Below are 21,606 nucleotides of genomic sequence, written 5' to 3'. Positions count from 1 at the left end.
CCTGGATTCCCGGCACAAGGCCGGGAATGACGGTTAGAAGAGTTGGCCTATGTGAGGACGCATTACGCCGTCCCCGCCCTCCTACGCCCGGCCCCGTCCCGGTCCCTTGAACAGCAGCATCGGGTTGGGTAGGCGGGTGGCCAGGCTCTTCAGCGTGCCGGTCAGCTTGGGGATCTGCATGACATTGGCGATGCGGCGGTCGAGGAAGGCCCAGCTATCGGCGGAATCCTCGGAGCGGTCTTCCAGCCAGTACAGCAGCGTCGAGGAATAGACGCCGGCCAGCAGGGCGCGCTTGGTGTAGAAATTGAAGTCGGTCGCGGTGTCGCCGGCGGCGTACCAGATCGAATCCACCGTGCGGTAGAGCGACTTGGCGGCCAGGCCCGCATGCTGTGGCAGCGCGGTGAAGGCCAGCGCCTTGCGCACCGCCTCCTTATGCGGGGCGGCCTGCTCCAGCCGGGTGCGCACGGCCAGCGCGATGCGCTCGCGGATTTTCAGCGACGGCAGGTCGAGACCGTCCAGCGCCGCCAGCATGTCGCGGTCGGCCTTGTCGATGAAATGCGCCACCGCATCGACAGCGCCGCGCGGGAAGGCGCGCTCCACGGCGTCGACGCCCAGCCCGGCATCGGCGGCGCCGCGCCGCAGCGCCTCCAGGCTCCAGCCATCGAACGGCACATGCGGCAGACTCGCCTCCAGCAGCCGGTCGCGCAGGGCGGTGAGATCGTTCGCAGTCTTCATGACACAGCCTTTACCGGTTGCGGGAAAGGCGCAACGGCTCCCGCCGCCACCATCTCCTCGGTGAAGCCGAAGCGGCTCATATCGACCATGCGTGCGGGGTAGAGCAGCCCGTCCAGATGGTCAAACTCATGCTGCACGATGCGGGCATGAAAGCCGCCGACGGTACGGTCGATGCGGCTGCCGTCCAGCGCATAGCCGTGATAGCGGATGCGGTCATGGCGCGGCACCTCGCCGCGCATGCCGGGAATCGACAGGCAGCCTTCCCAGCCCAGCGTCTTCGCGTCGCCCAGCGGCTCGATCACCGGGTTCACGATGGCCGTCAGCGGCTGCTCGGGATCGTCAGGGCGGCCGGTCAGCCGGTGCGCCGGGGCGGCGAAGATCACCACGCGCAACGGCACCCCGATCTGCGGCGCGGCTAGGCCCGTGCCGCCCACGGCGGCCAGGCTGTCCTTCAGGTCGGCGACCAGCGCCGCGATCTCGGGCGCGGTCGGGTCGGGCACGGGATCGGCCACGCGGCTTAGCACCGGATGACCCATGCGCAGGATTGGTTTAATCGCCATGCCTACCAATATGGAGAGGCAAGGGCCGTGGGTAAAGCCGCCGAAAGCTTTACACACGCCCCCCTTCACAAGCCTGGGTCGCTGTGCTATCAACCTGCCCTCGCGACGGAAAACCGGTTGCGCCCCTTCGCGCGTCCGGTATTTATCGCAACCAGGATTTGGCTTAAGGAGCAGTATCTGCCGTGCAAGTCGTTGTTCGTGACAATAATGTCGACCAGGCCCTCCGCGCCCTGAAGAAGAAGATGCAGCGCGAAGGAGTCTTCCGGGAGATGAAGCTGCGCCGCAATTACGAGAAGCCGTCCGAGAAGCGCGCCCGCGAAAAGGCGGAAGCCGTGCGCCGGCATCGCAAGCTTCTGCGCAAGCGCCTGGAGCGCGAGGGCTTCTAGTCCTCGCCGGTTCCGCCCAGCGGAACCCGCTCTTCCGATAAGAGCCACGAACACGAAGCCGCCCTTCCGGCGGCTTTTTGTGTTTGAGGAAAGGCCAGGGAGCGCGACCTTTGCGCGCCGGGGCCAGATGGCTGTTGACCCTCGCCTATGGATCGGTCATGACCACCCGATGACGACCGAGGCCGCCAGTTCCATCCTGACCATCGACCTTGACGCGGTCGCCGATAATTGGCGCCGGCTGCGGGATGCCGCCGCCCCTGCCGTGTGCGCGGCGGTGGTGAAGGCGGATGCCTATGGGCTGGGCATCGACAAGGTGGCCCCGGCGCTGGCCGATGTGGGCTGCGCGCTGTTCTTCGTCGCCACGCTGGATGAAGGGCTGCGGCTGCGGGCATTGCTGCCGCAGGTCGATGTCGCGGTGCTGGGCGGCCTGCTGCCGGGGACCGCGCCGATTTTCCTGCGCGACCGGCTGATCCCGGTGTTGAATGATCTCGGCCAGGTCGAGCGCTGGCGCGGCGAATGCGCGAAAACCGGCCAGGCCGGCGCGGCCATCCTGCATATCGACACCGGCATGAACCGGCTGGGCCTGGATCCGCGCGAGGCGGAGCGGTTGGCGCTGGACGCGACACTGCTGGACGGGCTCGACATACGCTATGTCATGACCCATATGGCATGCGCCGACACCCCGTCCGATCCGCTGAACGAAATCCAGCTTGCCCGCTTCAAGGCCGCGTTGGCGGCGCTGCCGGGGTTGAAGGGCAGCCTCGCCGCCTCCTCCGCCATCTTTCTCGGGCGCGACTGCCATTTCGACCTGGTCCGGCCCGGGGCGGCGCTATACGGCATCAACCCGACGCCGGGGAAACCCAACCCGATGCGCCAGACCGTGCGGCTGGAGGGTCGCGTGCTACAGGTTCGTTACGTTGACAGCGGGGAGGCCGTTGGCTACGGTGCCTCGCGCCGCTTCGACCGGCCGGGAAAAATCGCCACGATCGCAACGGGTTATGCCGATGGGTACCTGCGCTCTCTCAGCAATGGCAGCCTTGCCCATCTTGCCGGCCACCGGGTGCCGATGATGGGGCGGGTATCCATGGATTTGCTGACCTTCGACGTGACCGACCTGCCGGAGGGCCTCGTGATTCCCGGCGGCCTGGTCGAGTTACTGGGCGAGCAGTACACGCCCGACGACGCGGCGCGCGATGCCGGCACCATCGGCTACGAAATTCTCACCTCGCTGGGCCAGCGCTACGCCCGCCGCTATATCGGCGCCGGGGCGTAGACTCTTGATGATCCGACTCCTCCGCAGCATCGGCGCCGGTTTCCTGGGCTTTCTGCAGGGAACCGGTCGAATCATGCTGTTCGCGCTGACCGCGGTGATGCATTGCGTGCTGCCGCCCTTCTATTTCCGGCTGATCGGCCGGCAGATGCTGGATATCGGCTATTATTCCCTGCCCGTGGTTGGCATGACCACGCTGTTCAGCGGCATGGTGCTGGCGCTGCAAAGCTACAGCGGCTTCGCCCGCTTCTCCGCCGAAAGCGCCATCGCCACCGTCGTGGTGCTGTCGATGACGCGCGAGCTGGCCCCCGTGCTGGCCGGGCTGATGGTCGCCGGGCGCGTCGGCGCGGCAATTGCCGCCGAAATCGGCACCATGCGCGTGACCGAACAGATCGACGCGCTGACCACCTTGTCGACCAACCCGTTCAAATACCTGGTCGTGCCGCGCATCCTGGCGGGTACCTTGATGCTGCCGCTGCTGGTGCTGACCGGCGACATTATCGGCGTGTTCGGCGGCTATATCGTGGCGGTCTACCAATTGGGCTTCAATCCCGGCACCTATATCAAGAACACGGCCGAGTATCTGGAGTTCATCGACGTCGTCTCCGGCCTGGTGAAGGCGGCAGTGTTCGGCTTCCTGATCTCGCTGATGGGCTGCTATCACGGCTACCAGTCGCGTGGCGGCGCGCAGGGCGTTGGTGCGGCGACCACCAATGCGGTTGTATCGGCCTCGATCCTGATCCTGATCTTCAATTACGTCATCACCGGGCTGTTCTTCGAACGATGAGCCAGACCCCAAAAATCCGCGTTCGCGGCCTGAAAAAAAGCTTCGGCCCGAAGACCGTGTTGAACGGCGTCGATCTCGACATCGAATCCGGCGAATCGCTGGTGGTGATCGGCGGGTCGGGCTCCGGCAAGTCGGTGCTGCTGAAATGCATCCTGGGCATCATCCAGGCCGACGCAGGCTCGATCCAGATCGACGGCGAGGAGACGCTTGGCCTGCGCGGGCGGGAGCGCGAGCGGGTGATGCGCAAATTCGGCATGCTGTTTCAGGGCGGCGCGCTGTTCGATTCCCTGAAGGTCTGGGAGAATGTCGCCTTCGGCCTGATCCAGGGGCGCGGCACGGCGAAGGACGAAGCGCGGCGCATCGCGCTGGAGAAGCTGGCCCAGGTCGGCCTGGGCGAAGCGGTATCCACCCTTTCGCCCGCCGAGCTGTCGGGCGGCATGCAGAAGCGCGTGGCGCTGGCCCGGGCGATTGCGACCGAGCCGGAAATCATCTTCTTCGACGAGCCGACCACCGGCCTCGACCCGATCATGGCCGATGTGATCAACGATCTGATCGTCGCCTGCGTGAAGGAATTGGGCGCCACCGCGCTGACCATCACCCACGACATGGCGAGCGCCCGGAAGATCGCGAACAAGGTCGCGATGATCTATGAAGGGCGTATCATCTGGCATGGCCCGGTCGAGCGGATCGACGCTTCCGGCAACGACCATGTCGACCAGTTCATCCACGGCCGCGCCGACGGGCCGATCCAGATGCAGGTTACGCGGCCCTGAGGCGACCCTAGGCAACAGCAACGGAATCCAATCGATCGTGGCGAAAGCATCCTCCCGGTATGTCTGCCAAGCCTGCGGGGCCGTCTATGCCCGCTGGGCCGGCAAGTGCGACGCCTGCGGGGAATGGAACAGCATGGTCGAGGAAGCCGCCGAGCCGGTCCTGCCCAAGGGGCAGAAGCGCGGCGGCGGACGGCACATCGATTTCGTCGGCCTGACCGGCATGAGCGCCCCGCCGCCGCGCCGCACCACCGGCATCGTCGAGCTGGACAGGGTGACCGGCGGCGGCCTGGTTCCCGGCTCCGCCATCCTGATCGGCGGCGACCCCGGCATCGGCAAATCCACACTGCTGCTGCAGGCCACCGCCAGTCTGGCGCGCGGCGGCAAGGCGGCCTACATCTCCGGCGAGGAATCGGTCGACCAGATCCGCCTGCGCGCCTTGCGGCTGAATGTCGGCGACGCGCCGGTCATGCTGGCCTCGGCCACGGCGATGCGCGATATCCTCGCCTCGCTGGACAGTGCCGACGCGCCCGACGTGGTGGTGATCGATTCGATCCAGACCATGTTCGTCGACAACCTGGATTCCGCGCCCGGCACCGTGGCCCAGGTCCGCGCCAGTGCGCAGGAGCTGATCCGCACCGCCAAGCGGCGCGGCTTCACCGTGGTGCTGGTCGGCCATGTCACCAAGGAAGGCATGATCGCCGGCCCGAAGGTGCTGGAGCACATGGTCGACACGGTGCTGTATTTCGAGGGCGAGCGCGGCCACCAGTTCCGCATCCTGCGCGCGGTGAAGAACCGCTATGGCGCCACCGACGAGATCGGCGTGTTCGAGATGACCGATGGCGGCCTGGTCGAGGTCGCCAACCCGTCCGAGCTGTTTCTGGCCGACCGCCGGCAGGATGTCTCCGGGGCCGCCGTGTTCGCCGGCATGGAGGGCAGCCGCCCGGTGCTGGTGGAGGTGCAGGCGCTGGTCGCCCCCTCCCCTTTCTCCACCCCGCGCCGCACGGTGGTTGGCTGGGACAGTGGCCGGCTGGCCATGGTCATGGCGGTGCTGGAGGCGCGCTGCGGCGTCGAGATGGCCGGGGCCGATGTGTTCCTGAACGTCGCCGGCGGGTTGAAGATCGCCGAGCCGGCGATGGATTTGGCGGTCGCCGCCGCCCTGGTCTCCTCGCTGACCGGCGTGCCGGTGCCGAAGGACGCGGTGGTGTTCGGCGAGATCGGCCTGTCCGGCGAGGTCCGCGCGGTCAGCCAGATGGACACCCGCCTGAAGGAAGCCGCCAAGCTGGGCTTCGGCCGGGCGCTGATGCCGGCGCGGCGCAAGAAGGCGGCCAAGGGCGGCGTGGATATCGAAATGACGGAGCTGGCGCAGCTGTCAGAACTGACGCTGCTGCTGGACGATGGCGGACATGCGCGGCGGATTCCGCGCGCCAACCGAGGCTAAGGGACCCCAAGGGACCATGGATCAGTTACCGATCAACGCCACCGACCTGATCGTCATCGGCATCGTCGTGCTGTCCGGCCTGCTGGCCTTTTTCCGCGGTTTCGTGCGCGAGGTGCTGTCGGTCGGCGCCTGGGTGGGTGCCGCCTTCGCCACGCTCTACGGCTTCAAATATGTGCGGCCCTATGCGCGCGAGCTGATCGGCATCGACATGATTGCCGATATTGTCGCAGGGGCCGGCCTCTTCATTGTGGCCCTCGTCATCCTATCTATTGTCAGCAGCATGCTGGCCAGTACCGTGAAGGGCAGCGCGCTGAACGCCGTGGACCGCTCGCTGGGCTTCCTGTTCGGCCTGGCGCGGGGGGCTGTGCTGGTGTGCCTGGCCTATCTGGTGCTCGACTGGGCGGTGGCCGAGCCGGAGCGCCCGGACTGGATTCGCAATGCCAAGACCATGCCGCTGATCGAGCGCGGCGCGAACACGCTGATGGCTCTGGTGCCCTCTGAGGCGCGCAACAGCGCGGAGGCGCAGGCCGAGGCGACCCGTCGCCAGGCGGAGCAGCGCCTGAAGCAGGAGATGTACGACCAGCTGGTCAGCCCGCCGCCGAAAGCGCCGGAACGGAAAGACGATGCGTCGCAGCCAAGCTCAGGGTATAAGACCGACGAACGGCAGAATTTGGATCGCCTAATCCAGAAAAATCAGTGACGGAACGAGCGCCCCGCAGGCGCGCCGGAGCCTATTTTCGATGCCGCAGACCACAGATCGAACGACCGCCATTCCCTCCCACGCCGACCATGCCAGGCAGGATGATGCGATGATGACCACCAACCCCTTCGAGCAACCCGAAAGCGAGGATGGCGACCATCTGCGCGAGGAATGCGCGATCTTCGGCATCTACGGCACCCACGACGCCGCCGCGCATACCGCCCTGGGGCTGCACGCCCTGCAGCATCGCGGACAGGAGGCCAGCGGCATCGTCGCCTATGACGGGCGGCGGTTCAGCGCCTTTCGCGGGCTGGGACATGTGTCGGAAATCTTCTCCTCGCCCAGCACCATGGCGGGGCTGGCCGGCTATGCCGCCATCGGCCATAACCGCTACGCCACGACCGGCGAGACGCTGCTGCGCAACGTGCAGCCGCTGTTCGCCGATTTCGAATTCGGCGGGCTGGCCATCGGCCATAACGGCAATCTGACCAACGCGCTGAAGCTGCGCCGCCAGCTGGTCAAGCGCGGTTGCCTGTTCCAGTCCACCACCGACACCGAGACCATCATCCATCTGATCGCCACCTCGCAGGGCGCTTCTGTCCTGGACCGGCTGATCGACGCGCTGCGCCAGGTGGAGGGCGCTTACTCCCTGGTCGCCTTGACCGACCGCGCGCTGATCGGCGTGCGCGACCCCAACGGCGTGCGCCCGCTGGTGCTGGGCAAGCTGGGCGAGGCGCATATCCTGGCCTCCGAGACCTGCGCCTTCGACATCATCGGCGCGGAGTTCGTGCGCGATATCGAGCCGGGCGAGATCGTGGTGCTGAACGAGGACGGGGTGACCAGCCATCGCCCGTTCCCGGCCTCCCGCAAGCGCTTCTGCGTGTTCGAGTACATTTACTTCGCGCGGCCCGACAGCAATGTCGAAGGCCATTCGGTCTATGAGGCGCGCAAGAAGATCGGCATGGAGCTGGCGCGCGAGAGCCATGTCGACGCCGACGTGATCGTGCCGGTGCCGGATTCCGGCGTGCCCGCCGCCATCGGCTACGCCGCCGAATCGGGCTTGCCGTTCGAGCTGGGCATCATCCGCAACCATTATGTCGGCCGCACCTTTATCCAGCCGACCGACCAGATCCGGCATTACGACGTGAAGCGCAAGCACAACGCCAACCGCATGCAGATCGAAGGCAAGCGCGTGGTGCTGGTGGACGATTCCATCGTGCGCGGCACCACCTCGAAGAAAATCGTCGAGATGGTGCGCAATGCCGGGGCGACGGAAGTGCATATGCGCATCGCCAGCCCGCCCACCACCAATGCCTGCTTCTACGGCGTCGACACGCCGCAGAAGGAGAAGCTGCTGGCGCATAATTACGATGTCGAGGGCATGGCCAAGGTCATCGGCGTCGACAGCCTGGCCTTCATTTCCATCGACGGGCTGTATCGCGCCATGGATCTGCCGGCGCGCGACAATGACGCGCCGCAATTCTGCGACGCCTGCTTCACCGGGGAATATCCCATCGGCCTGACCGATTTCGAGACCGATGGCGACAATCCCGCGCAACTCTCCCTGCTGACCGAACCGGCGGCTTAACTTTTCCGACAGAGTGACCATGACCCAGACCGGACGCCTTGCCGGGCGCATCGCCCTTGTGACCGGCGCCAGCCGCGGTATCGGCGCGGCCATCGCCAAGCGCTACGCCGCCGAGGGCGCGCATCTGATCCTCACCGCCCGCACCGAGGGCGCGCTGGAGGAGATCGACGACGAGGTTCGCGCGGCCGGCGGCACCGCCACGCTGGTGCCGCTCGACCTGCAGGAGTTGGACAAAATCGAGCAGCTTGGCGCCGCGATCCATGAGCGTTTCGGCCGGCTCGACGTGCTGGTCGGCAATGCCGGGCTGCTGGGCGACCTGACACCGGTGCCGCATATCGCGCTGAAGCAGTGGGACCGGGTGCTGACGGTGAACCTCACCGCGAATTTCCGGCTGATCCGCTCGATGGACCCACTGCTGCGCGCATCGGATGCCGGCCGGGCCATCTTCGTCAGCTCGGGCGCTGCCAAGGGCAAGGCGTTCTGGGGCCTGTACGGCACCACCAAGGCGGCGCTGAACACGCTGGTCCTGTCCTATGCCGACGAGCTGGAGCAGACCAATGTGAAGGTCAATCTGGTCAATCCCGGCCCGATCCGCACCAGCATGCGCGCCCAGGCAATGCCCGGCGAAGACCCGATGAGCCTGCGCACGCCGGAGGAAATCACCGACTGCTTCCTCGACCTCGCCGCGCCCGACTGCACCCGCCACGGGGAGTTGGTGCAGGCTTATTAAACCGTTGGAGCACCGCCCCGCCGCATGCGTGTGCCCGGAATAGCGGGCGAAAAACAAAAGCCCCCGCCAGCGCTGGCGGGGGCTTTTCAGTTCAGTAAATATAGCCGCGCTTACAGCGCTTCCATCGCCTTCACGATCTGCTCGCACATCGCCTTGGCGTCGCCGAACAGCATCATGGTGTTGTCGCGGAAGAACAGCTCGTTCTCCACGCCGGCATAGCCCGACGCCATGGAGCGCTTGATGAACAGAACGGTCTTGGCCTTGTCTACCTCCAGGATCGGCATGCCGTAGATCGGGCTGGCCGGGTCGGTCTTGGCAGCCGGGTTGGTCACGTCGTTGGCGCCGATGACGAAGGCGACGTCGGTGGAGGAGAAGTCGCGGTTGATCTCCTCCAACTCGAACACCTCGTCATAGGGCACGTTGGCTTCCGCCAGCAGCACGTTCATATGGCCCGGCATGCGGCCCGCCACCGGGTGGATGGCGTAGCGCACCTTCACGCCCTCATGCTTCAAAAGGTCGGCCATCTCGCGCAGCGCGTGCTGCGCCTGGGCGACCGCCATGCCGTAGCCCGGCACGATGACCACCGAGGAGGCGTTCTTCATGATGAAGGCCGCATCGTCGGCGCTGCCCGCCTTCACCGTGCGGTCGCCGTCCGGCCCGCCGGCGGCGGCCGCCGCCGTCTCGCCGCCGAAACCGCCCAGGATAACGTTGAAGATCGAGCGGTTCATCCCCTTGCACATGATGTAGCTGAGGATGGCGCCCGACGCGCCGACCAGCGCGCCGGTGACGATCAGCAGGCTGTTATGCAGGGTGAAGCCGATGCCCGCCGCCGCCCAGCCGGAATAGGAGTTCAGCATCGAGATGACGACCGGCATGTCCGCGCCGCCGATGGGCAGAATCAGCAGCAGGCCCAGCGCGAAGCCTACAATGACGATCAGCCAGAAGGCGGTGGTCGACTGGGTGGCGCAGAGCCACACCACCAGCACCACCAGCAGGATGCCCAGGAGGGCGTTCAGCGGGTGTTGCAGCGGGAAGATCAGCGGCTTGCCGGTGATCAGCCCCTGCAGCTTGCCGAAGGCGATGATCGAGCCGGTGAAGGTGATGGCGCCAATGGCTACGCCCAGGCTCATCTCGATCAGGCTGCCGACGGCGATGTCGCCGCGTATGCCGATGCCATAGCTTTCCGGGCTGTAGAAGGCGGCGACCGCCACGAACACCGCCGCCAGGCCGACCAGGCTGTGGAACGCCGCGACAAGCTGCGGCAGCGCCGTCATCTGGATCTTGTAGGCGATGAAGGTGCCGATGGCCCCGCCGATGACGATGCCGGCCAGGATGGTACCGTAGGACATCACGTCCGGCAGCGCCAGCGTGGTGAGGATGGCAATCGCCATGCCGACCATGCCGAAAATATTGCCCTGCCGGCTGCTGCTGGGATGCGACAGGCCGCGCAACGCCATGATGAAGCAGATGCTGGCGACCAGGTAGAGAAGGGCTGCGTAGGTATCGCTCATGGGCTGTTCCCCCGCCTCACTTCGGCTTTTTCTTGAACATGGCCAGCATGCGCTGGGTCACGATGAATCCGCCGAATATGTTGACCGAGGCCAGCACGACGGCGAAGAACCCCATCACCTTGGCGAAATTCACCTCGGCCGGCCCGGCGGCGATCAGCGCGCCGACGATGATGACCGAGGAAACCGCGTTGGTGACCGCCATCAACGGCGAATGCAGGGCCGGCGTCACCCGCCAGACCACGTAATAGCCGACGAAGCAGGCCAGCACGAAGACGGTCAGCAGCAGCACGAATTCGTTGCCGCCGCTGCCCGCCAGGGTGGCCGGCAGCTTGGTCGCCTCATTGGCCAGCAGCGCGGCCTGTTCGGCGAGGTCGGAGGCGGCGTTCGCCAGGTCGCTCGCCTGATCGATGAATTTCTGGTTTTCCATGATTTCCCCCTCAGGCAGGCTTCAGCGCGGGGTGGACGATCTCGCCATCCTTGGTGACCAGCGTGCCCTTCACGATCTCGTCTTCGAGGTCGATCTTCAGGGCCTTGCTGTCCTTGTCGATCAGCAGGGTCACGAAATTCAGCAAATTCTTGGCGTAGAGCTGGCTGGCGTCGACCGGCAGCCGGCCCGGCACGTTCAGATGGCCGACGATCTTCACGCCGTTCTTGTTCACAACCTTGCCCGGCTCCGACAGCTCGCAATTGCCGCCCTGCTCGACCGCCAGATCGACGATGACCGAGCCCGGCTTCATCGAGGCGACCATCTCGGCGGTGATCAGAATCGGCGCCTTGCGGCCGGGGATCAGCGCGGTGCAGATCGCCATGTCCTGCTTCTTCAGCGTCTCGGCGATCAGCGCGGCCTGCTGCTTCTTGTAATCCTCGCTCATCTCCTTGGCGTAGCCGCCGGCGGTCTCGGCCTGCTTCGCCTCCTCGCTGTCGACCATGACGAAGGTGGCGCCCAGGCTCTCCACCTGCTCCTTGGTGGCGGCGCGCACGTCGGTGGCGCTGACGATGGCGCCCAGACGGCGGGCCGTCGCGATAGCCTGCAACCCGGCGACGCCGACGCCCATGATCATCACGCGGGCCGGCGGGATGGTACCGGCAGCCGTCATCATCATCGGGAAGGCGCGGCCGAATTCCGACGCGCCGTCCAGCACCGCCTTGTAGCCGGCCAGGTTGGACTGGCTGGACAGCACGTCCATCGACTGCGCGCGGGTGATGCGCGGCACGAATTCCATGCCGAAAGTGGTGATCTTCTTCGCCGCCAGCGCTTCGACCAGCGGCTTGTCGTTATAGGCGTTCAAGATGCAGCACAGCACGGCACCCTGTTTCATCAGCGCGATCTCGTCGATCTTCTCGTCGCTGCCGGTCGGGCGCTGCACCTTCAGCACGATATCGGCTTTTTCCAGGGTCGCCTTGGCGTCCTTGGCGATGCTGGCGCCGGCGGCCTTGTAGGCGTCGTCGGTCACCGCCGCGTCGATGCCCGCGCCTTTCTCCACCACGACCTCCAGCCCGAGGCCGATGAGCTTTTTCACGGTATCCACGGAGGCGGCAACCCGCGTCTCCCCGGCCCGGCGCTCCTTCGGAATTGCAACGATCATGCCCAAGACGCCCCTCCATCAGCGTATCCCGCCTTATCGGCGCTCGAAACAATGCCCGTCCCCAGCGCGTTTGTGAAGGGTGCGGCGCGGAAAAATGCTCGCAAACGCAAATGTTTGGCGCGCATCAGGCCTGAAGAATTGGCACCCCGACAATATCGCAATTGACAAGCGACGGCCGGGCGGATGGATTTGCCCTATCCGAACAACCCGATAGGCCGGCATGTCCCCGCGCGACCCGATCCCCTTCACGCTCGACGGGGCGCTGTATGGCGCTCGCAAGATGATTCCGCTGGTGCTGAGCAGCATCGTCTTCGGCGCGGTCTATGGCGTGCTGGCGCGCGACGCCGGCCTCAGCCTGGCCGAGACGGTGCTGATGAGCGCCACGGTCTTCGCCGGAGCCTCGCAGCTCATCGCCATCCAGCTCTGGGCCGCCCCGCTGCCGGTGCTGCCGATCCTGATCGCCACGCTGGCGGTGAACTCCCGCATGCTGCTGATGGGCGCGTCGATGCGGCCCTGGTTCACCCGGATCAGCACGAAACAGGCCTATGGCTCCTTCTTCTTCCTGACCGACGGCAATTGGGCGATGGCGATGAAGGAGTATTTCAACGGCTATCGCGACGCCGCCTTCCTGTTGGGCAGCGGCCTGGCGCTGTATGTCGGCTGGGTCGCCTCGGCCGCCATCGGCTACGGCATGGGGTCGATGGTCGGCGACCCCAGGGTTTACGGGCTGGACGTGCTGCTGCCGATCTTCTTCGGCGCGCTGCTGGCCGCGATGTGGAAGGGCAAGGGCGATCTGCTGCCCTGGGGCGTGGCGGCCGGCACCGCGATCCTGGCCTCCTACCTGGTGCCGGGGCACTGGTACATATTGATCGGCGGCTTCGTCGGTTCGCTGACCGGCCTGCTGCGCTACAAGGAGGGCGATCATGTCAATTGACTCCGTCGCCCTCTACACCATCCTGGCCATGACGGCGATCACCTACGCCACGCGGGCCGGCGGCTTCTGGCTGATGCGCTTCGTTCCGCTGTCCGGCCGGGTCGAAGCCTGGTTGAAAAGCATCCCCGGCGCGGTCATCGCCGCCGTGGTCGCCCCGGCCGTCTTCGCCTCCGGCTGGATCGAGGCGCTGGGCCTGCTGCTGGCGGTCATCGCCATTCGGGTGACCAGGCAGGAACTGGTCGCCATCATTGTCGGCATCGGCAGCGTGGCGCTGCTCAGGCAGGTCTTTCCGTAAGGATCGCCGCCAGCCCCTCGCGATAGGTGGGATAGGCCAGCGCCACGCCGAGGTCGCGTTTCAGCCGGGCGTTGGAGACGCGCTTATTCTCCGAATAGAAGGCCCGGCCCATCGGCGACAGCTCGGCCTGCTCGAACGGGATTTCCGGCGGCGGCTCAATGCCCAGCAGCCCGGCGGCGTAAGCGATCACGTCGGCCGAGGAAGCCGGCTCGTCATCGGCCAGATTATAGGCCGCTCCTGGGTCCGGGCGGTCCAGGGAGGCGATCAGCACGCTGCCGATATCGTCGGCGTGGATGCGATTGAACACCTGCCCCGGCTTCACGATGCGCCGGGCGGTGCCGGCGCGCAGCTGCTCGATGGCGCTGCGCCCCGGACCGTAGATGCCGGCCAGCCGGAAGAAATGCACAGGCAGGCCGCTGGAGCGCCATTCCGCCTCCGCCGCCACCCGCGCCTGGCCGCTCGGCGTGGAGGCGCTCAGCGGCGTCTGCTCGTCGACCCAGCCGCCCTCCTTCTCGCCATAGACCCCCGTGGTGGACAGATAGCCCGCCCAGCGCAACCCCGGCAGCGCCCGCAGATCGGCGCCATGCAGCGCCAACACCGGGTCGCGCCCGTCCGCCGGCGGGATTGAGGACAGGATGTGCGTCACGCCCTCCGGCAACGCGTCATCGAAGCCCTGCGCCTCGATGCCCTGCGCCCGCAACGCCGCCCGCTTGGCCTCGTCCCGCGCCGTGCCGCCAACGCGCCAGCCCTGCGCCATCAGCCGCCGCGCCAGCCGCTCTGCGACATAGCCCAGGCCGAAGCAGAACAGGGTCTTGCTCATCGAAAATATTCCTTGCCGATGGAAGCGATGAAGAGGGATGCCGCCTTATGCTTCGAGACGCCGGCGATATGGATCAAGCCCCCTTGCCTTCGTACAGCGCGTCGAGCCGGTCGCCATACTCCTTGCGGATGGCGTGGCGGCGGATCTTCAGGGTCGGGGTCATCATGTGGTTGTCGGTGGTGAAGGGCTCGGTCGCGATCAGGAAGCGGCGCACCTTCTCCAGCTGCGACATGTTCTTGTTGACCCGGTCGATCACCTCGGCGATGGCGCTGCGGAAGCCCTTGTCGCCCGCCAGCTGCGCCAGGTCGGGCGCTGTGCCGTTCTGCTTGGCGTAGCGCTCCACGAAATCCTGCGCCGGGACGATCAGCCCAACCAGGTAGGGCCGCTTGTCGCCATAGACCATCGCCTGGAAGATTTCCGGCTGCAGCGTCAGGAAGCCCTCGACCCGCTGCGGCGAGATATTGTCGCCACCGGAAATCACGATGATGTCGCGCTTGCGGTCGGTTATCCTGATATAGCCGTCGGCATCGATCTCGCCGACATCGCCGGTGTGCAGCCAGCCGCCGACGACGGTGCGTTCGGTGGCTTCCGGATCGTCCCAATAGCCATCCATGATGAAATCGCCGCGCGCCAGGATTTCCCCATCCTCGGCGATCTTCACCTCGACGCCCAGCAGCGGCGGGCCGACGGTCTCGATCTTGATGCGGAACGGCCGGTTGCAGGCGATCACCGGCGCCGCCTCGGTCTGGCCGTAGCCCTGGCATAGCTTGACGCCGAGCGACAGGAAGAAGATGCCGACCTCGTAATTCAGCGGCGCGCCGCCAGAGATGAAGGTCTTCAGCCGGCCGCCCATGCGCTGCTTCACCTTGCGCCGGACCAGCAGGTCGAGCAGCAGGTTCTGCAATTTCTCGCCCAGCGTCAGTTCCTGCGGCCGCTCGATGCGCTTGCGGCCCAGTTCCAGCGCTTTCATGAACAGATCGAGCTTCTTGCCGCCGGCCCGCTGCACCCCGGCCAGGATGCGGCCATGCAGCACCTCATAGAGCCGGGGCACCGCCGTCATGATGGTCGGCCGCGCCTCCTGGAGGTTGGCGGCCAGCGTGTCCGCCCCCTCGGCATAATAGATTTCCGCGCCGATGGAGATCGGGAAGAACAGGCCGCAAGTATGCTCATAGGAATGCGAAAGCGGCAGGAAGGACAGGAACACCTCATGCCCCAGCCCGAATTCGGCCAGCAAATCGTAGGCGCTGAGCAGGTTGGTGAACATCGCCCGGTTGCTCAGCATCACGCCCTTCGGCGCGCCGCCGGTGCCTGATGTGTAGATGATGCAGGCAAGGTCGTTGCGCTGGCGCACCGCGGCCAGGGCGCGCACATCGTCCTCCATCGCCTCGCCCTGCTGCAGCGCCTGCCGCCAGGTCTGGAAGCGCAGATTGCCCTCCGGCCGGTTCTCCGGCTCCTCCAGACCGATGGCGAAGACGCAATGCGCCGAGTGCACCGCCGCCGGCAGCGCGTTGGCCAGCAGCTTCGATGTCGAGCAGATAAGCCCCTTGGCCCCGCAATTCTCCAGGATGTAGAGATGGTCGGCGACCGTGTTGGTCACATAGGCCGGCACGGTGACCGCGCCGCAGGCGATGATCGCCAGGTCGGCGATGGCCCATTCCGGCCGGTTCTCCGAGACGATGACCACCCGGTCGCCCGGTCCCACGCCCTGCGCCTTCAAGGCCCGCGCCAGGCAGCGCACCTGGCGGTCGACCTCGCGCCAGCTCAGGGGTTTATAGGCGCCCTCCTGCTTGGCCCAGAGGAAGGGCTTGTCGCCCATCTGCTCCGCCTGGTCGAAAAACATGAGGGCGAGGTTCTGGGCAGTCCGATAATCGATGATGGCCACGTTTCCTCCCTGTTCGCGGTCGGACGTTCGAACTTAGATGGGGGCCGACCTTCGAATTGCTTGAAGTTTTGCCCGTGCTTGGCGTTCCGGCAAGGCTCACCATATTGCTAGCACAACAATGGAGTGAATTATGGCGGTAGCTGCCGAACGCGACGACGATCTGAGCGCATCCCTGGGGCATCTGCCGGAATGGCGGCTGGAGGATCTATATGCCGGCCCCGACGCCCCGGCGCTGAAGGCGGACATGGACAAGGCCGAGGCCGCCGCCGCGCAGTTCGAGTCCGCCCATGCCGGCAAGATCGCCACGTTGGACGGGGCCGCCCTGGGTGGGGCCGTCGCCGAATATGAGCGTATCGACGAGGTGCTGAGCCGCGTGGCCAGCTACGCCCAGCTGGTGCATTCCGGCGATATGAGCGATCCGGAAGTGGGGCGCTTCTACCAGTCCGTCATTGAGCGGGTGACCGATATCTCCACCCGCCTGCTGTTCTTCACGCTGGAGCTGAACCGCATAGAGGAAGCCGATCTCGCGGAAAAGCTGAAAGCCCCGGAACTGGCGCGCTATGCCGCCTGGCTGCGCGATCTGCGGGTGTTTCGCGACCATCAGCTGTCCGACGAGCTGGAAAAGCTGCTGCACGAGAAGGAAGTCGCCGGCCGCGCCGCCTGGAACCGCCTGTTCGACGAGACGCTGGCCGGCATGCGCTTCCCCTTCAAGGGCAAGGAGCTTACCGTCACCCAGATCCTGGAGAAGCTGACCAGCCGCAAGACCGAGGAGCGGCGCGAGGCGGCGAAGTCGCTGGGCGCTACGCTGCGCGGCCAGGGCCGGCTGTTCGCCCTGGTCACCAACACGCTGGCCAAGGAAAAGGAGATCGAGGATCGCTGGCGGCGCTACCCCGCCCCGGTTTCGGCCCGCAACCGCGCCAACCAGATCGAGGATGAGGTGGTGGCGGCGCTGACCGAGACGGTGCGCGCGCACTATCCGCTTCTGTCGCACCGCTATTACGCGCTGAAGGCCAAATGGTTCGGCGTCGACAAGCTGGATTACTGGGACCGCAACGCCCCCCTGCCGAACGATGCCGACCGGCTGATTCCCTGGACCGAAGCGCGCGAGACGGTGCTGACCGCCTATGCCGGCTTCGATGCGCGCATGGCCGATATCGGCCGCCGCTTCTTCGACGAGGGCTGGATCGACGCACCGGCCCGCGCCGGCAAGGCCTCGGGTGCGTTCGCCCACCCGGTGGTGCCAAGCGCGCATCCCTACATCCTGCTGAACTACCAGGGCCGCGCGCGCGACGTGATGACGCTGGCGCATGAGCTGGGGCATGGCGTGCACCAGGTGCTGGCCGGCGCGCAGGGCCATCTGCAATCCGGCACGCCGCTGACCCTGGCGGAGACCGCCAGCGTGTTCGGCGAGATGCTGACCTTCCAGGCCATGCTGAAGGGCCAGACCGATCCGGCCAAGCGCAAGGCCATGCTAGCCTCCAAGGTGGAGGACATGCTGAACACGGTGGTCCGCCAGATCGCCTTCCATTTCTTCGAGACCCGCGTGCATGCCGCCCGCCGCGAGGGCGAGCTGACGCCGGAGAAGATCAGCGACATCTGGATGGACATCCAGCGCGAGAGCCTGGGGCCGGCGCTGCGGTTCGATGACGATTACCGCTATTACTGGGCCTATATCCCGCACTTCATCCATTCGCCGTTCTATGTCTACGCCTACGCCTTCGGCGACTGCCTGGTGAACTCGCTCTACGCGGTCTACCGGGAGGCGGAGACGGGCTTCGCCGAGCGCTACTTGGACATGCTGAAGGCCGGCGGCACGCTGCGCCACAAGGAGCTGCTGGCCCCCTTCGGCCTGAACGCCGCCGACCCGGATTTCTGGGCCAAGGGCCTGTCCATGATCGCCGGCATGATCGACGAGCTGGAAGCGATGGAATAGGGGCCAGTCAGCCTGTCATTGCCGGACTTGACCCGGCAATGACAGGCAGGGCACCGCCCCTGGATGCCCGGATCAGGTCCGGGCATGACACATACAGAAAGTCAGAGCCTCATGTCCGAGAATGAAGACAACAGACTCGGCGGCCGTGCCCGGCGCTATGTGCAGGTCGGCACGCGCGTCGGCACGCTGGCGGCCCGGCTGGCCGGCGAGCGTTATCTGGGGCTGAAGCTAGACAAGGCGGAGCATGCCGAGGGGCTGAAGCAGGCGCTGGGCGGGCTGAAAGGCCCGTTGATGAAAGTGGCGCAGATCCTGGCCACCATTCCCGACGCGCTGCCGGAGGAATATGCCCGCGAGCTGCAGCAGCTGCAATCCAACGCCCCGGCGATGGGCTGGCTGTTCGTGAAACGCCGCATGGCGGCCGAGCTGGGGCCGGACTGGCGCGCCAAGTTCGGCAGCTTCGAGGCCGAGGCCGCCGCTGCCGCCTCGCTGGGCCAGGTGCATCGCGCCACCACCAAGGACGGCCGGGCGCTGGCCTGCAAGCTGCAATATCCCGACATGCAATCCGCCGTGGAGGCCGATCTGCGGCAGCTCAAGCTCGCCATGTCGGTCTATGAGCGCTACGACAAGGCGATCTCCACCGCGCGCATCTATGACGAGCTGTCCGCCCGGCTGCGCGAGGAGCTGGACTACGCGCTGGAGGCCCGGCACATGGCGCTCTACGCGCTGATGCTGGAAGCCGAGGACGGCGTGCATGTGCCGGTCACGGAACTGCCGCTCTCGACCAAGCGGCTGCTCAGCATGAGCTGGCTGGAGGGCGGGCCGCTGCTGGGCGTGGTCGACCGCGAGCTGGAATTTCGCAACCGGGTCGCGCTGAACATGTTCCGCGCCTGGTATGTGCCGTTCTATTTCTACGGCGCCATCCATGGCGACCCGCATCTGGGCAATTACTCGGTGCGCGAGGATGGCAGCGTGAATCTGCTGGATTTCGGCTGCGTGCGCATCTTCAAGCCCAGCTTCGTGGAGGGCGTCATCGACCTCTACAAGGCCTTGCAGACCGGTGACGACGACCTCGCGGTGCATGCCTACACGATCTGGGGCTTCGAGAATTTGACCAAGGAGAAGATCGAGGTGCTGAACCTCTGGGCGCGCTTCGTCTACGCCCCGCTGATGGAGGACAGGCAGCGCCCGATCCAGGAGACCAATGACGGCCTGTATGGCCGCTCGGTCGCGGAGAAGGTCCATGCCGAGCTGCGCCGCATCGGCGGCGTCGCCCCGCCGCGCGAGTTCGTGCTGATGGACCGCGCCGCCATCGGCCTCGGCTCGGTGTTTTTGCACCTGAAGGCGGAGATCAACTGGTACCGCCAGTTCCACGAGATGATCGAAGGCTTCGACGTGAAAGCGCTGGAAAAGCGCCAGGCCAAGGCGCTGAAGACAGCCGACGTGCCGGCGGCAGCTTAGGTTTCCGATAAGAAAACCCTCGCTTCCCGTCTATGCAACCCCTCCAGTCCGTCACCCCCGGCCTTGTGCCGGGGGTCCAGGCCTCCGCTTACTGGATGTCGGCTGAGTAAGCTGGGCCTTGGATTCCCGGCACAAGACCGGGAATGACACATAGTATAAATTGTCACCTTGGTTTGGCCCTGACGAAGGAGAAGGGGAGAGGCATCGGCTCTATTCGACCAACTCTCCCACCGTTCGGCGCAACAGCGCCAGATCCTGCTCACGGGACAATCGGTGGTCGCCGTCCTTCACCAGCGTCACCGACACATCGTCGCCGGTCAGCGCTTCGGCGAGGCGAGTGGAGACCTGCCAGGGCACGTCGGGGTCGCGCATGCCGTGCAGCAGGCGGACCGGGCAGGCGAGCGCGATCGGCCCGCGCAGCAGCAGATGGTTGCGGCCATCCTCGATCAGCTTGCGGGTGATGATGTAGGGATCGTCGCTATACTCGGACGGGCGTTCGTAGCGGCCCTCGGTCATGATCTGGCGGCGTACATCCTCGGAGAATTCGGCCCACATGAGATCCTCGGTGAAATCCGGCGCGGCGGCGATGCCGACCAGCCCGGCGATCCGCTCCGGCCGGGCCAGCGCCGTCAGCAGCATCAGCCAGCCGCCCATGGAGGAGCCGACCAGTATCTGCGGCCCCTCGGTCAGCGCATCCAGGGCTGCGACGGAATCCTCGGCCCAGCGGCCGATGCTGCCATCCTCGAACGATCCGCTGGAGGCCCCATGGCCGAAATAGTCGAAGCGCAGGAAATCCAGCCCCCGATCCTGTGCTAAGGCCTCCAGCGCCAGCGCCTTGGTGCCGGTCATGTCGGACTTGAAACCGCCCAGAAACACGATGCCCGGCGTCGCTGCGGAAGCGCTGCCCCGGATGCGGCGATAGGCGAGGCTTTCCCCATCGGGGCGGACTAGGGTATCGAAGGAAGCGGAATTCATGGATAAGAACCGGGTGTTGCGGAACAAGGCCAATCTGGACGAGCGATGATCGAAACCGAAAACAGCCAGCGGGGCAACCCACCGACCGTCTTGCAGGTGCTGCCCGGCCTGGTGACAGGCGGCGTGGAGCGCGGCACCGTGGATATGGCCGACGCCCTGGTGCAGGCCGGCTGGCGCGCCCTCGTCGCCTCCAGCGGCGGCCCGATGGTGCGTGAACTGGAGCGCGCAGGCGCAACCCACATCACCCTGCCGCTGGACTCCAAGAACCCGTTCCGCATGCGCACCAACGCCCGCGAGCTGGCGCGGCTGATCCAGGAATATGGTGTGCATATCGTGCATGCCCGCAGCCGCGCCCCGGCCTGGAGCGCCTATTGGGCAACGCGGCGCACGGGAACGCCCTTCGTCACCTCGTTCCACGCCCCTTACAAGATCACCGGCCCGGTGAAGCGCTGGTACAATTCGGTGATGACGCGCGGTGACCGGGTGATCGCCATCTCCAACTTCATTGGCCGGCACATTGCGGAGAATTACAAGATCGACCCAAACCTGATGCGCGTGATCCCGCGCGGCGTCGATCTCGACCGGTTCGACCCCGAGTTGGTCAGCGCCGAACGGATGATCCAGCTCAGCGAGGCCTGGCGACTCGAGGATGGCGTGCCGGTCGTCATGCTGCCCGGCCGGCTGACCCGCTGGAAGGGCCAGGCTGTGCTGATCCAGGCGATGGCGGAATTGCGCGACGTGCCGGCGCTGGCGGTGCTGGTCGGCTCCGACCAGGGCCGCGTCGCCTACCGGGAGGAGCTGGAGGCCACGGTCGAAAAGCTGGAGTTGAAGAGCTCCGTGCGCTTTGCCGGCGAATGCCGCGACATGCCGGCCGCCTACATGCTGTCCGACGTGGTGGTATCCGCCTCGACCGAGCCGGAGGGCTTCGGCCGCGTCTCGGTGGAAGCGCAGGCGCTGGGGCGGCCGGTGGTCGGCTCCAACCATGGCGGCGTGGCGGAGACGGTGCTGCCGGGCCAGACCGGCTGGCTGGTCCCCGCCGACGATCCCAAGGCGCTGGCCGCCGCCCTGCGCCAGGCCCTCGCCCTGGCCGGCGAGGAGCGCGCCGCCTGGGCCGCCCGCGCCATGGAGCATGTGCGGCAGAACTACAGCAAGCAGCTCATGTGCGCCCGCACCATCGCGATTTACCAGGAATTGCTGGAGGAACGGGCGGGGATGACATAAGCCGCCCTATGCTTCGAGACGGCC

General features: G+C 66.2%; 21 protein-coding genes. 13 read left to right on the top strand and 8 right to left on the bottom strand.

Features of this window, described 5'->3' with window-relative positions:
- Nucleotides 1–81: 81 nt before the first annotated feature.
- Nucleotides 82–735, bottom strand: a complete 654-nt coding sequence (locus AUP43_RS13735; RefSeq protein WP_067558153.1) for a COQ9 family protein — start codon at nucleotides 733–735, stop codon at nucleotides 82–84.
- A complete protein-coding gene (locus tag AUP43_RS13730; RefSeq protein WP_067558150.1) occupies nucleotides 732–1,295 on the bottom strand; it encodes a peptide deformylase in 564 nt (187 codons plus the stop codon). Before AUP43_RS13730 ends, AUP43_RS13735 begins: the two co-directional genes overlap by 4 nt.
- A gap of 182 nt (nucleotides 1,296–1,477) precedes the next feature.
- Here AUP43_RS13730 and rpsU point away from each other — a divergent pair, with 182 nt between their 5' ends.
- From rpsU to AUP43_RS13690, 8 genes are all read left to right on the top strand, one after another.
- Nucleotides 1,478–1,681, top strand: a complete 204-nt coding sequence (rpsU, locus tag AUP43_RS13725) for a 30S ribosomal protein S21 (RefSeq protein WP_008945746.1) — start codon at nucleotides 1,478–1,480, stop codon at nucleotides 1,679–1,681.
- Nucleotides 1,682–1,832: 151 nt separating this feature from the next.
- The gene (gene alr, locus AUP43_RS13720) at nucleotides 1,833–2,954 is read left to right on the top strand and encodes an alanine racemase (protein WP_407668477.1); all 1,122 of its coding nucleotides are present in this window, start codon (nucleotides 1,833–1,835) and stop codon (nucleotides 2,952–2,954) included.
- Between the two features lie 7 nt (nucleotides 2,955–2,961).
- The gene (locus AUP43_RS13715) at nucleotides 2,962–3,738 is read left to right on the top strand and encodes an MlaE family ABC transporter permease (RefSeq protein ID WP_067558143.1); all 777 of its coding nucleotides are present in this window, start codon (nucleotides 2,962–2,964) and stop codon (nucleotides 3,736–3,738) included.
- Nucleotides 3,735–4,511, top strand: a complete 777-nt coding sequence (locus AUP43_RS13710; RefSeq protein WP_067558140.1) for an ABC transporter ATP-binding protein — start codon at nucleotides 3,735–3,737, stop codon at nucleotides 4,509–4,511. Before AUP43_RS13715 ends, AUP43_RS13710 begins: the two co-directional genes overlap by 4 nt.
- A 37-nt stretch (nucleotides 4,512–4,548) precedes the next feature.
- Nucleotides 4,549–5,949: a DNA repair protein RadA gene (radA, locus tag AUP43_RS13705; RefSeq protein ID WP_067558138.1), complete on the top strand. Its 1,401-nt coding sequence runs from the start codon at nucleotides 4,549–4,551 to the stop codon at nucleotides 5,947–5,949.
- A 16-nt stretch (nucleotides 5,950–5,965) separates the two neighbouring features.
- Nucleotides 5,966–6,649, top strand: coding sequence for a CvpA family protein (locus AUP43_RS13700; RefSeq protein ID WP_067558135.1), 684 nt, complete (start codon nucleotides 5,966–5,968; stop codon nucleotides 6,647–6,649).
- Nucleotides 6,650–6,758: 109 nt separating this feature from the next.
- A complete protein-coding gene (purF, locus tag AUP43_RS13695; RefSeq protein WP_067558132.1) occupies nucleotides 6,759–8,237 on the top strand; it encodes an amidophosphoribosyltransferase in 1,479 nt (492 codons plus the stop codon).
- 19 nt (nucleotides 8,238–8,256) lie between these two features.
- Nucleotides 8,257–8,967, top strand: coding sequence for an SDR family NAD(P)-dependent oxidoreductase (locus AUP43_RS13690; protein ID WP_067558129.1), 711 nt, complete (start codon nucleotides 8,257–8,259; stop codon nucleotides 8,965–8,967).
- A 110-nt stretch (nucleotides 8,968–9,077) separates the two neighbouring features.
- On the opposite strand, the gene AUP43_RS13685 is transcribed toward AUP43_RS13690, so the two are convergent.
- Genes AUP43_RS13685 through AUP43_RS13675 form a run of 3 tightly spaced genes read right to left on the bottom strand, consistent with a single transcriptional unit; the run spans nucleotide 9,078 to nucleotide 12,064 of the window.
- Nucleotides 9,078–10,478 (bottom strand): NAD(P)(+) transhydrogenase (Re/Si-specific) subunit beta, encoded by a 1,401-nt coding sequence (locus tag AUP43_RS13685; protein ID WP_067558126.1) that lies wholly within the window; start codon nucleotides 10,476–10,478, stop codon nucleotides 9,078–9,080.
- Nucleotides 10,479–10,494: 16 nt separating this feature from the next.
- On the bottom strand, nucleotides 10,495–10,905 hold the full coding sequence (locus AUP43_RS13680) for an NAD(P) transhydrogenase subunit alpha (RefSeq protein ID WP_067558123.1): 411 nt from the start codon (nucleotides 10,903–10,905) through the stop codon (nucleotides 10,495–10,497).
- Nucleotides 10,906–10,915: 10 nt separating this feature from the next.
- Complete coding sequence (locus AUP43_RS13675) at nucleotides 10,916–12,064, bottom strand: Re/Si-specific NAD(P)(+) transhydrogenase subunit alpha (RefSeq protein WP_067558157.1); 1,149 nt, start codon at nucleotides 12,062–12,064, stop codon at nucleotides 10,916–10,918.
- A gap of 220 nt (nucleotides 12,065–12,284) precedes the next feature.
- Between AUP43_RS13675 and AUP43_RS13670 the strand changes: the two genes are divergently transcribed.
- Both AUP43_RS13670 and AUP43_RS13665 read left to right on the top strand, forming a co-directional pair.
- On the top strand, nucleotides 12,285–12,998 hold the full coding sequence (locus AUP43_RS13670; protein ID WP_067558120.1) for an AzlC family ABC transporter permease: 714 nt from the start codon (nucleotides 12,285–12,287) through the stop codon (nucleotides 12,996–12,998).
- A complete protein-coding gene (locus tag AUP43_RS13665; RefSeq protein WP_067558117.1) occupies nucleotides 12,988–13,293 on the top strand; it encodes an AzlD family protein in 306 nt (101 codons plus the stop codon). Before AUP43_RS13670 ends, AUP43_RS13665 begins: the two co-directional genes overlap by 11 nt.
- Here AUP43_RS13665 and AUP43_RS13660 read toward each other — a convergent pair.
- Nucleotides 13,274–14,113 (bottom strand): SDR family oxidoreductase, encoded by an 840-nt coding sequence (locus AUP43_RS13660; RefSeq protein WP_067558114.1) that lies wholly within the window; start codon nucleotides 14,111–14,113, stop codon nucleotides 13,274–13,276. The two genes, AUP43_RS13665 and AUP43_RS13660, sit on opposite strands and share 20 nt — an antisense overlap.
- A 73-nt stretch (nucleotides 14,114–14,186) precedes the next feature.
- A complete protein-coding gene (locus AUP43_RS13655; protein ID WP_084462804.1) occupies nucleotides 14,187–15,995 on the bottom strand; it encodes an AMP-dependent synthetase/ligase in 1,809 nt (602 codons plus the stop codon).
- 130 nt (nucleotides 15,996–16,125) lie between these two features.
- Here AUP43_RS13655 and AUP43_RS13650 point away from each other — a divergent pair, with 130 nt between their 5' ends.
- Nucleotides 16,126–17,928, top strand: coding sequence for a M3 family oligoendopeptidase (locus AUP43_RS13650; protein ID WP_067558111.1), 1,803 nt, complete (start codon nucleotides 16,126–16,128; stop codon nucleotides 17,926–17,928).
- Nucleotides 17,929–18,039: 111 nt separating this feature from the next.
- Complete coding sequence (locus AUP43_RS13645) at nucleotides 18,040–19,386, top strand: ABC1 kinase family protein (protein ID WP_067558108.1); 1,347 nt, start codon at nucleotides 18,040–18,042, stop codon at nucleotides 19,384–19,386.
- Nucleotides 19,387–19,596: 210 nt separating this feature from the next.
- Here the strand turns inward: AUP43_RS13645 and AUP43_RS13640 are convergent, their stop codons facing one another.
- Nucleotides 19,597–20,361 carry an alpha/beta hydrolase family protein gene (locus AUP43_RS13640; RefSeq protein ID WP_067558105.1) on the bottom strand — a complete coding sequence of 255 codons (765 nt, stop codon included), beginning with the start codon at nucleotides 20,359–20,361 and terminating at the stop codon, nucleotides 19,597–19,599.
- 45 nt (nucleotides 20,362–20,406) lie between these two features.
- Between AUP43_RS13640 and AUP43_RS13635 the strand changes: the two genes are divergently transcribed.
- Entirely contained in the window at nucleotides 20,407–21,582 is a 1,176-nt protein-coding gene (locus AUP43_RS13635; RefSeq protein ID WP_067558102.1) for a glycosyltransferase family 4 protein, read from the top strand.
- Nucleotides 21,583–21,606: the final 24 nt, after the last annotated feature.

Source organism: Oceanibaculum pacificum (assembly GCF_001618175.1).
Taxonomy (GTDB): Bacteria; Pseudomonadota; Alphaproteobacteria; order Oceanibaculales; family Oceanibaculaceae; genus Oceanibaculum; species Oceanibaculum pacificum.
The sequence above is the reverse complement of the archived record's forward strand: the minus strand, read 5'-3'. Positions and strand labels throughout refer to the sequence as shown.

Coding starts and splice junctions, on each gene's coding strand:
- AUP43_RS13645 (WP_067558108.1), top strand. CDS start 18,040: ATGTCCGAGAATGAAGACAACAGACTCGGCGGCCGTGCCCGGCGCTAT.
- purF (WP_067558132.1), top strand. CDS start 6,759: ATGATGACCACCAACCCCTTCGAGCAACCCGAAAGCGAGGATGGCGAC.
- AUP43_RS13660 (WP_067558114.1), bottom strand. CDS start 14,113: ATGAGCAAGACCCTGTTCTGCTTCGGCCTGGGCTATGTCGCAGAGCGG.
- AUP43_RS13640 (WP_067558105.1), bottom strand. CDS start 20,361: ATGAATTCCGCTTCCTTCGATACCCTAGTCCGCCCCGATGGGGAAAGC.
- AUP43_RS13665 (WP_067558117.1), top strand. CDS start 12,988: ATGTCAATTGACTCCGTCGCCCTCTACACCATCCTGGCCATGACGGCG.
- AUP43_RS13715 (WP_067558143.1), top strand. CDS start 2,962: ATGATCCGACTCCTCCGCAGCATCGGCGCCGGTTTCCTGGGCTTTCTG.
- AUP43_RS13730 (WP_067558150.1), bottom strand. CDS start 1,295: ATGGCGATTAAACCAATCCTGCGCATGGGTCATCCGGTGCTAAGCCGC.
- AUP43_RS13700 (WP_067558135.1), top strand. CDS start 5,966: ATGGATCAGTTACCGATCAACGCCACCGACCTGATCGTCATCGGCATC.
- AUP43_RS13735 (WP_067558153.1), bottom strand. CDS start 735: ATGAAGACTGCGAACGATCTCACCGCCCTGCGCGACCGGCTGCTGGAG.
- AUP43_RS13690 (WP_067558129.1), top strand. CDS start 8,257: ATGACCCAGACCGGACGCCTTGCCGGGCGCATCGCCCTTGTGACCGGC.
- AUP43_RS13685 (WP_067558126.1), bottom strand. CDS start 10,478: ATGAGCGATACCTACGCAGCCCTTCTCTACCTGGTCGCCAGCATCTGC.
- AUP43_RS13675 (WP_067558157.1), bottom strand. CDS start 12,064: ATGATCGTTGCAATTCCGAAGGAGCGCCGGGCCGGGGAGACGCGGGTT.
- AUP43_RS13650 (WP_067558111.1), top strand. CDS start 16,126: ATGGCGGTAGCTGCCGAACGCGACGACGATCTGAGCGCATCCCTGGGG.
- AUP43_RS13710 (WP_067558140.1), top strand. CDS start 3,735: ATGAGCCAGACCCCAAAAATCCGCGTTCGCGGCCTGAAAAAAAGCTTC.
- AUP43_RS13670 (WP_067558120.1), top strand. CDS start 12,285: ATGTCCCCGCGCGACCCGATCCCCTTCACGCTCGACGGGGCGCTGTAT.
- AUP43_RS13635 (WP_067558102.1), top strand. CDS start 20,407: ATGATCGAAACCGAAAACAGCCAGCGGGGCAACCCACCGACCGTCTTG.
- AUP43_RS13680 (WP_067558123.1), bottom strand. CDS start 10,905: ATGGAAAACCAGAAATTCATCGATCAGGCGAGCGACCTGGCGAACGCC.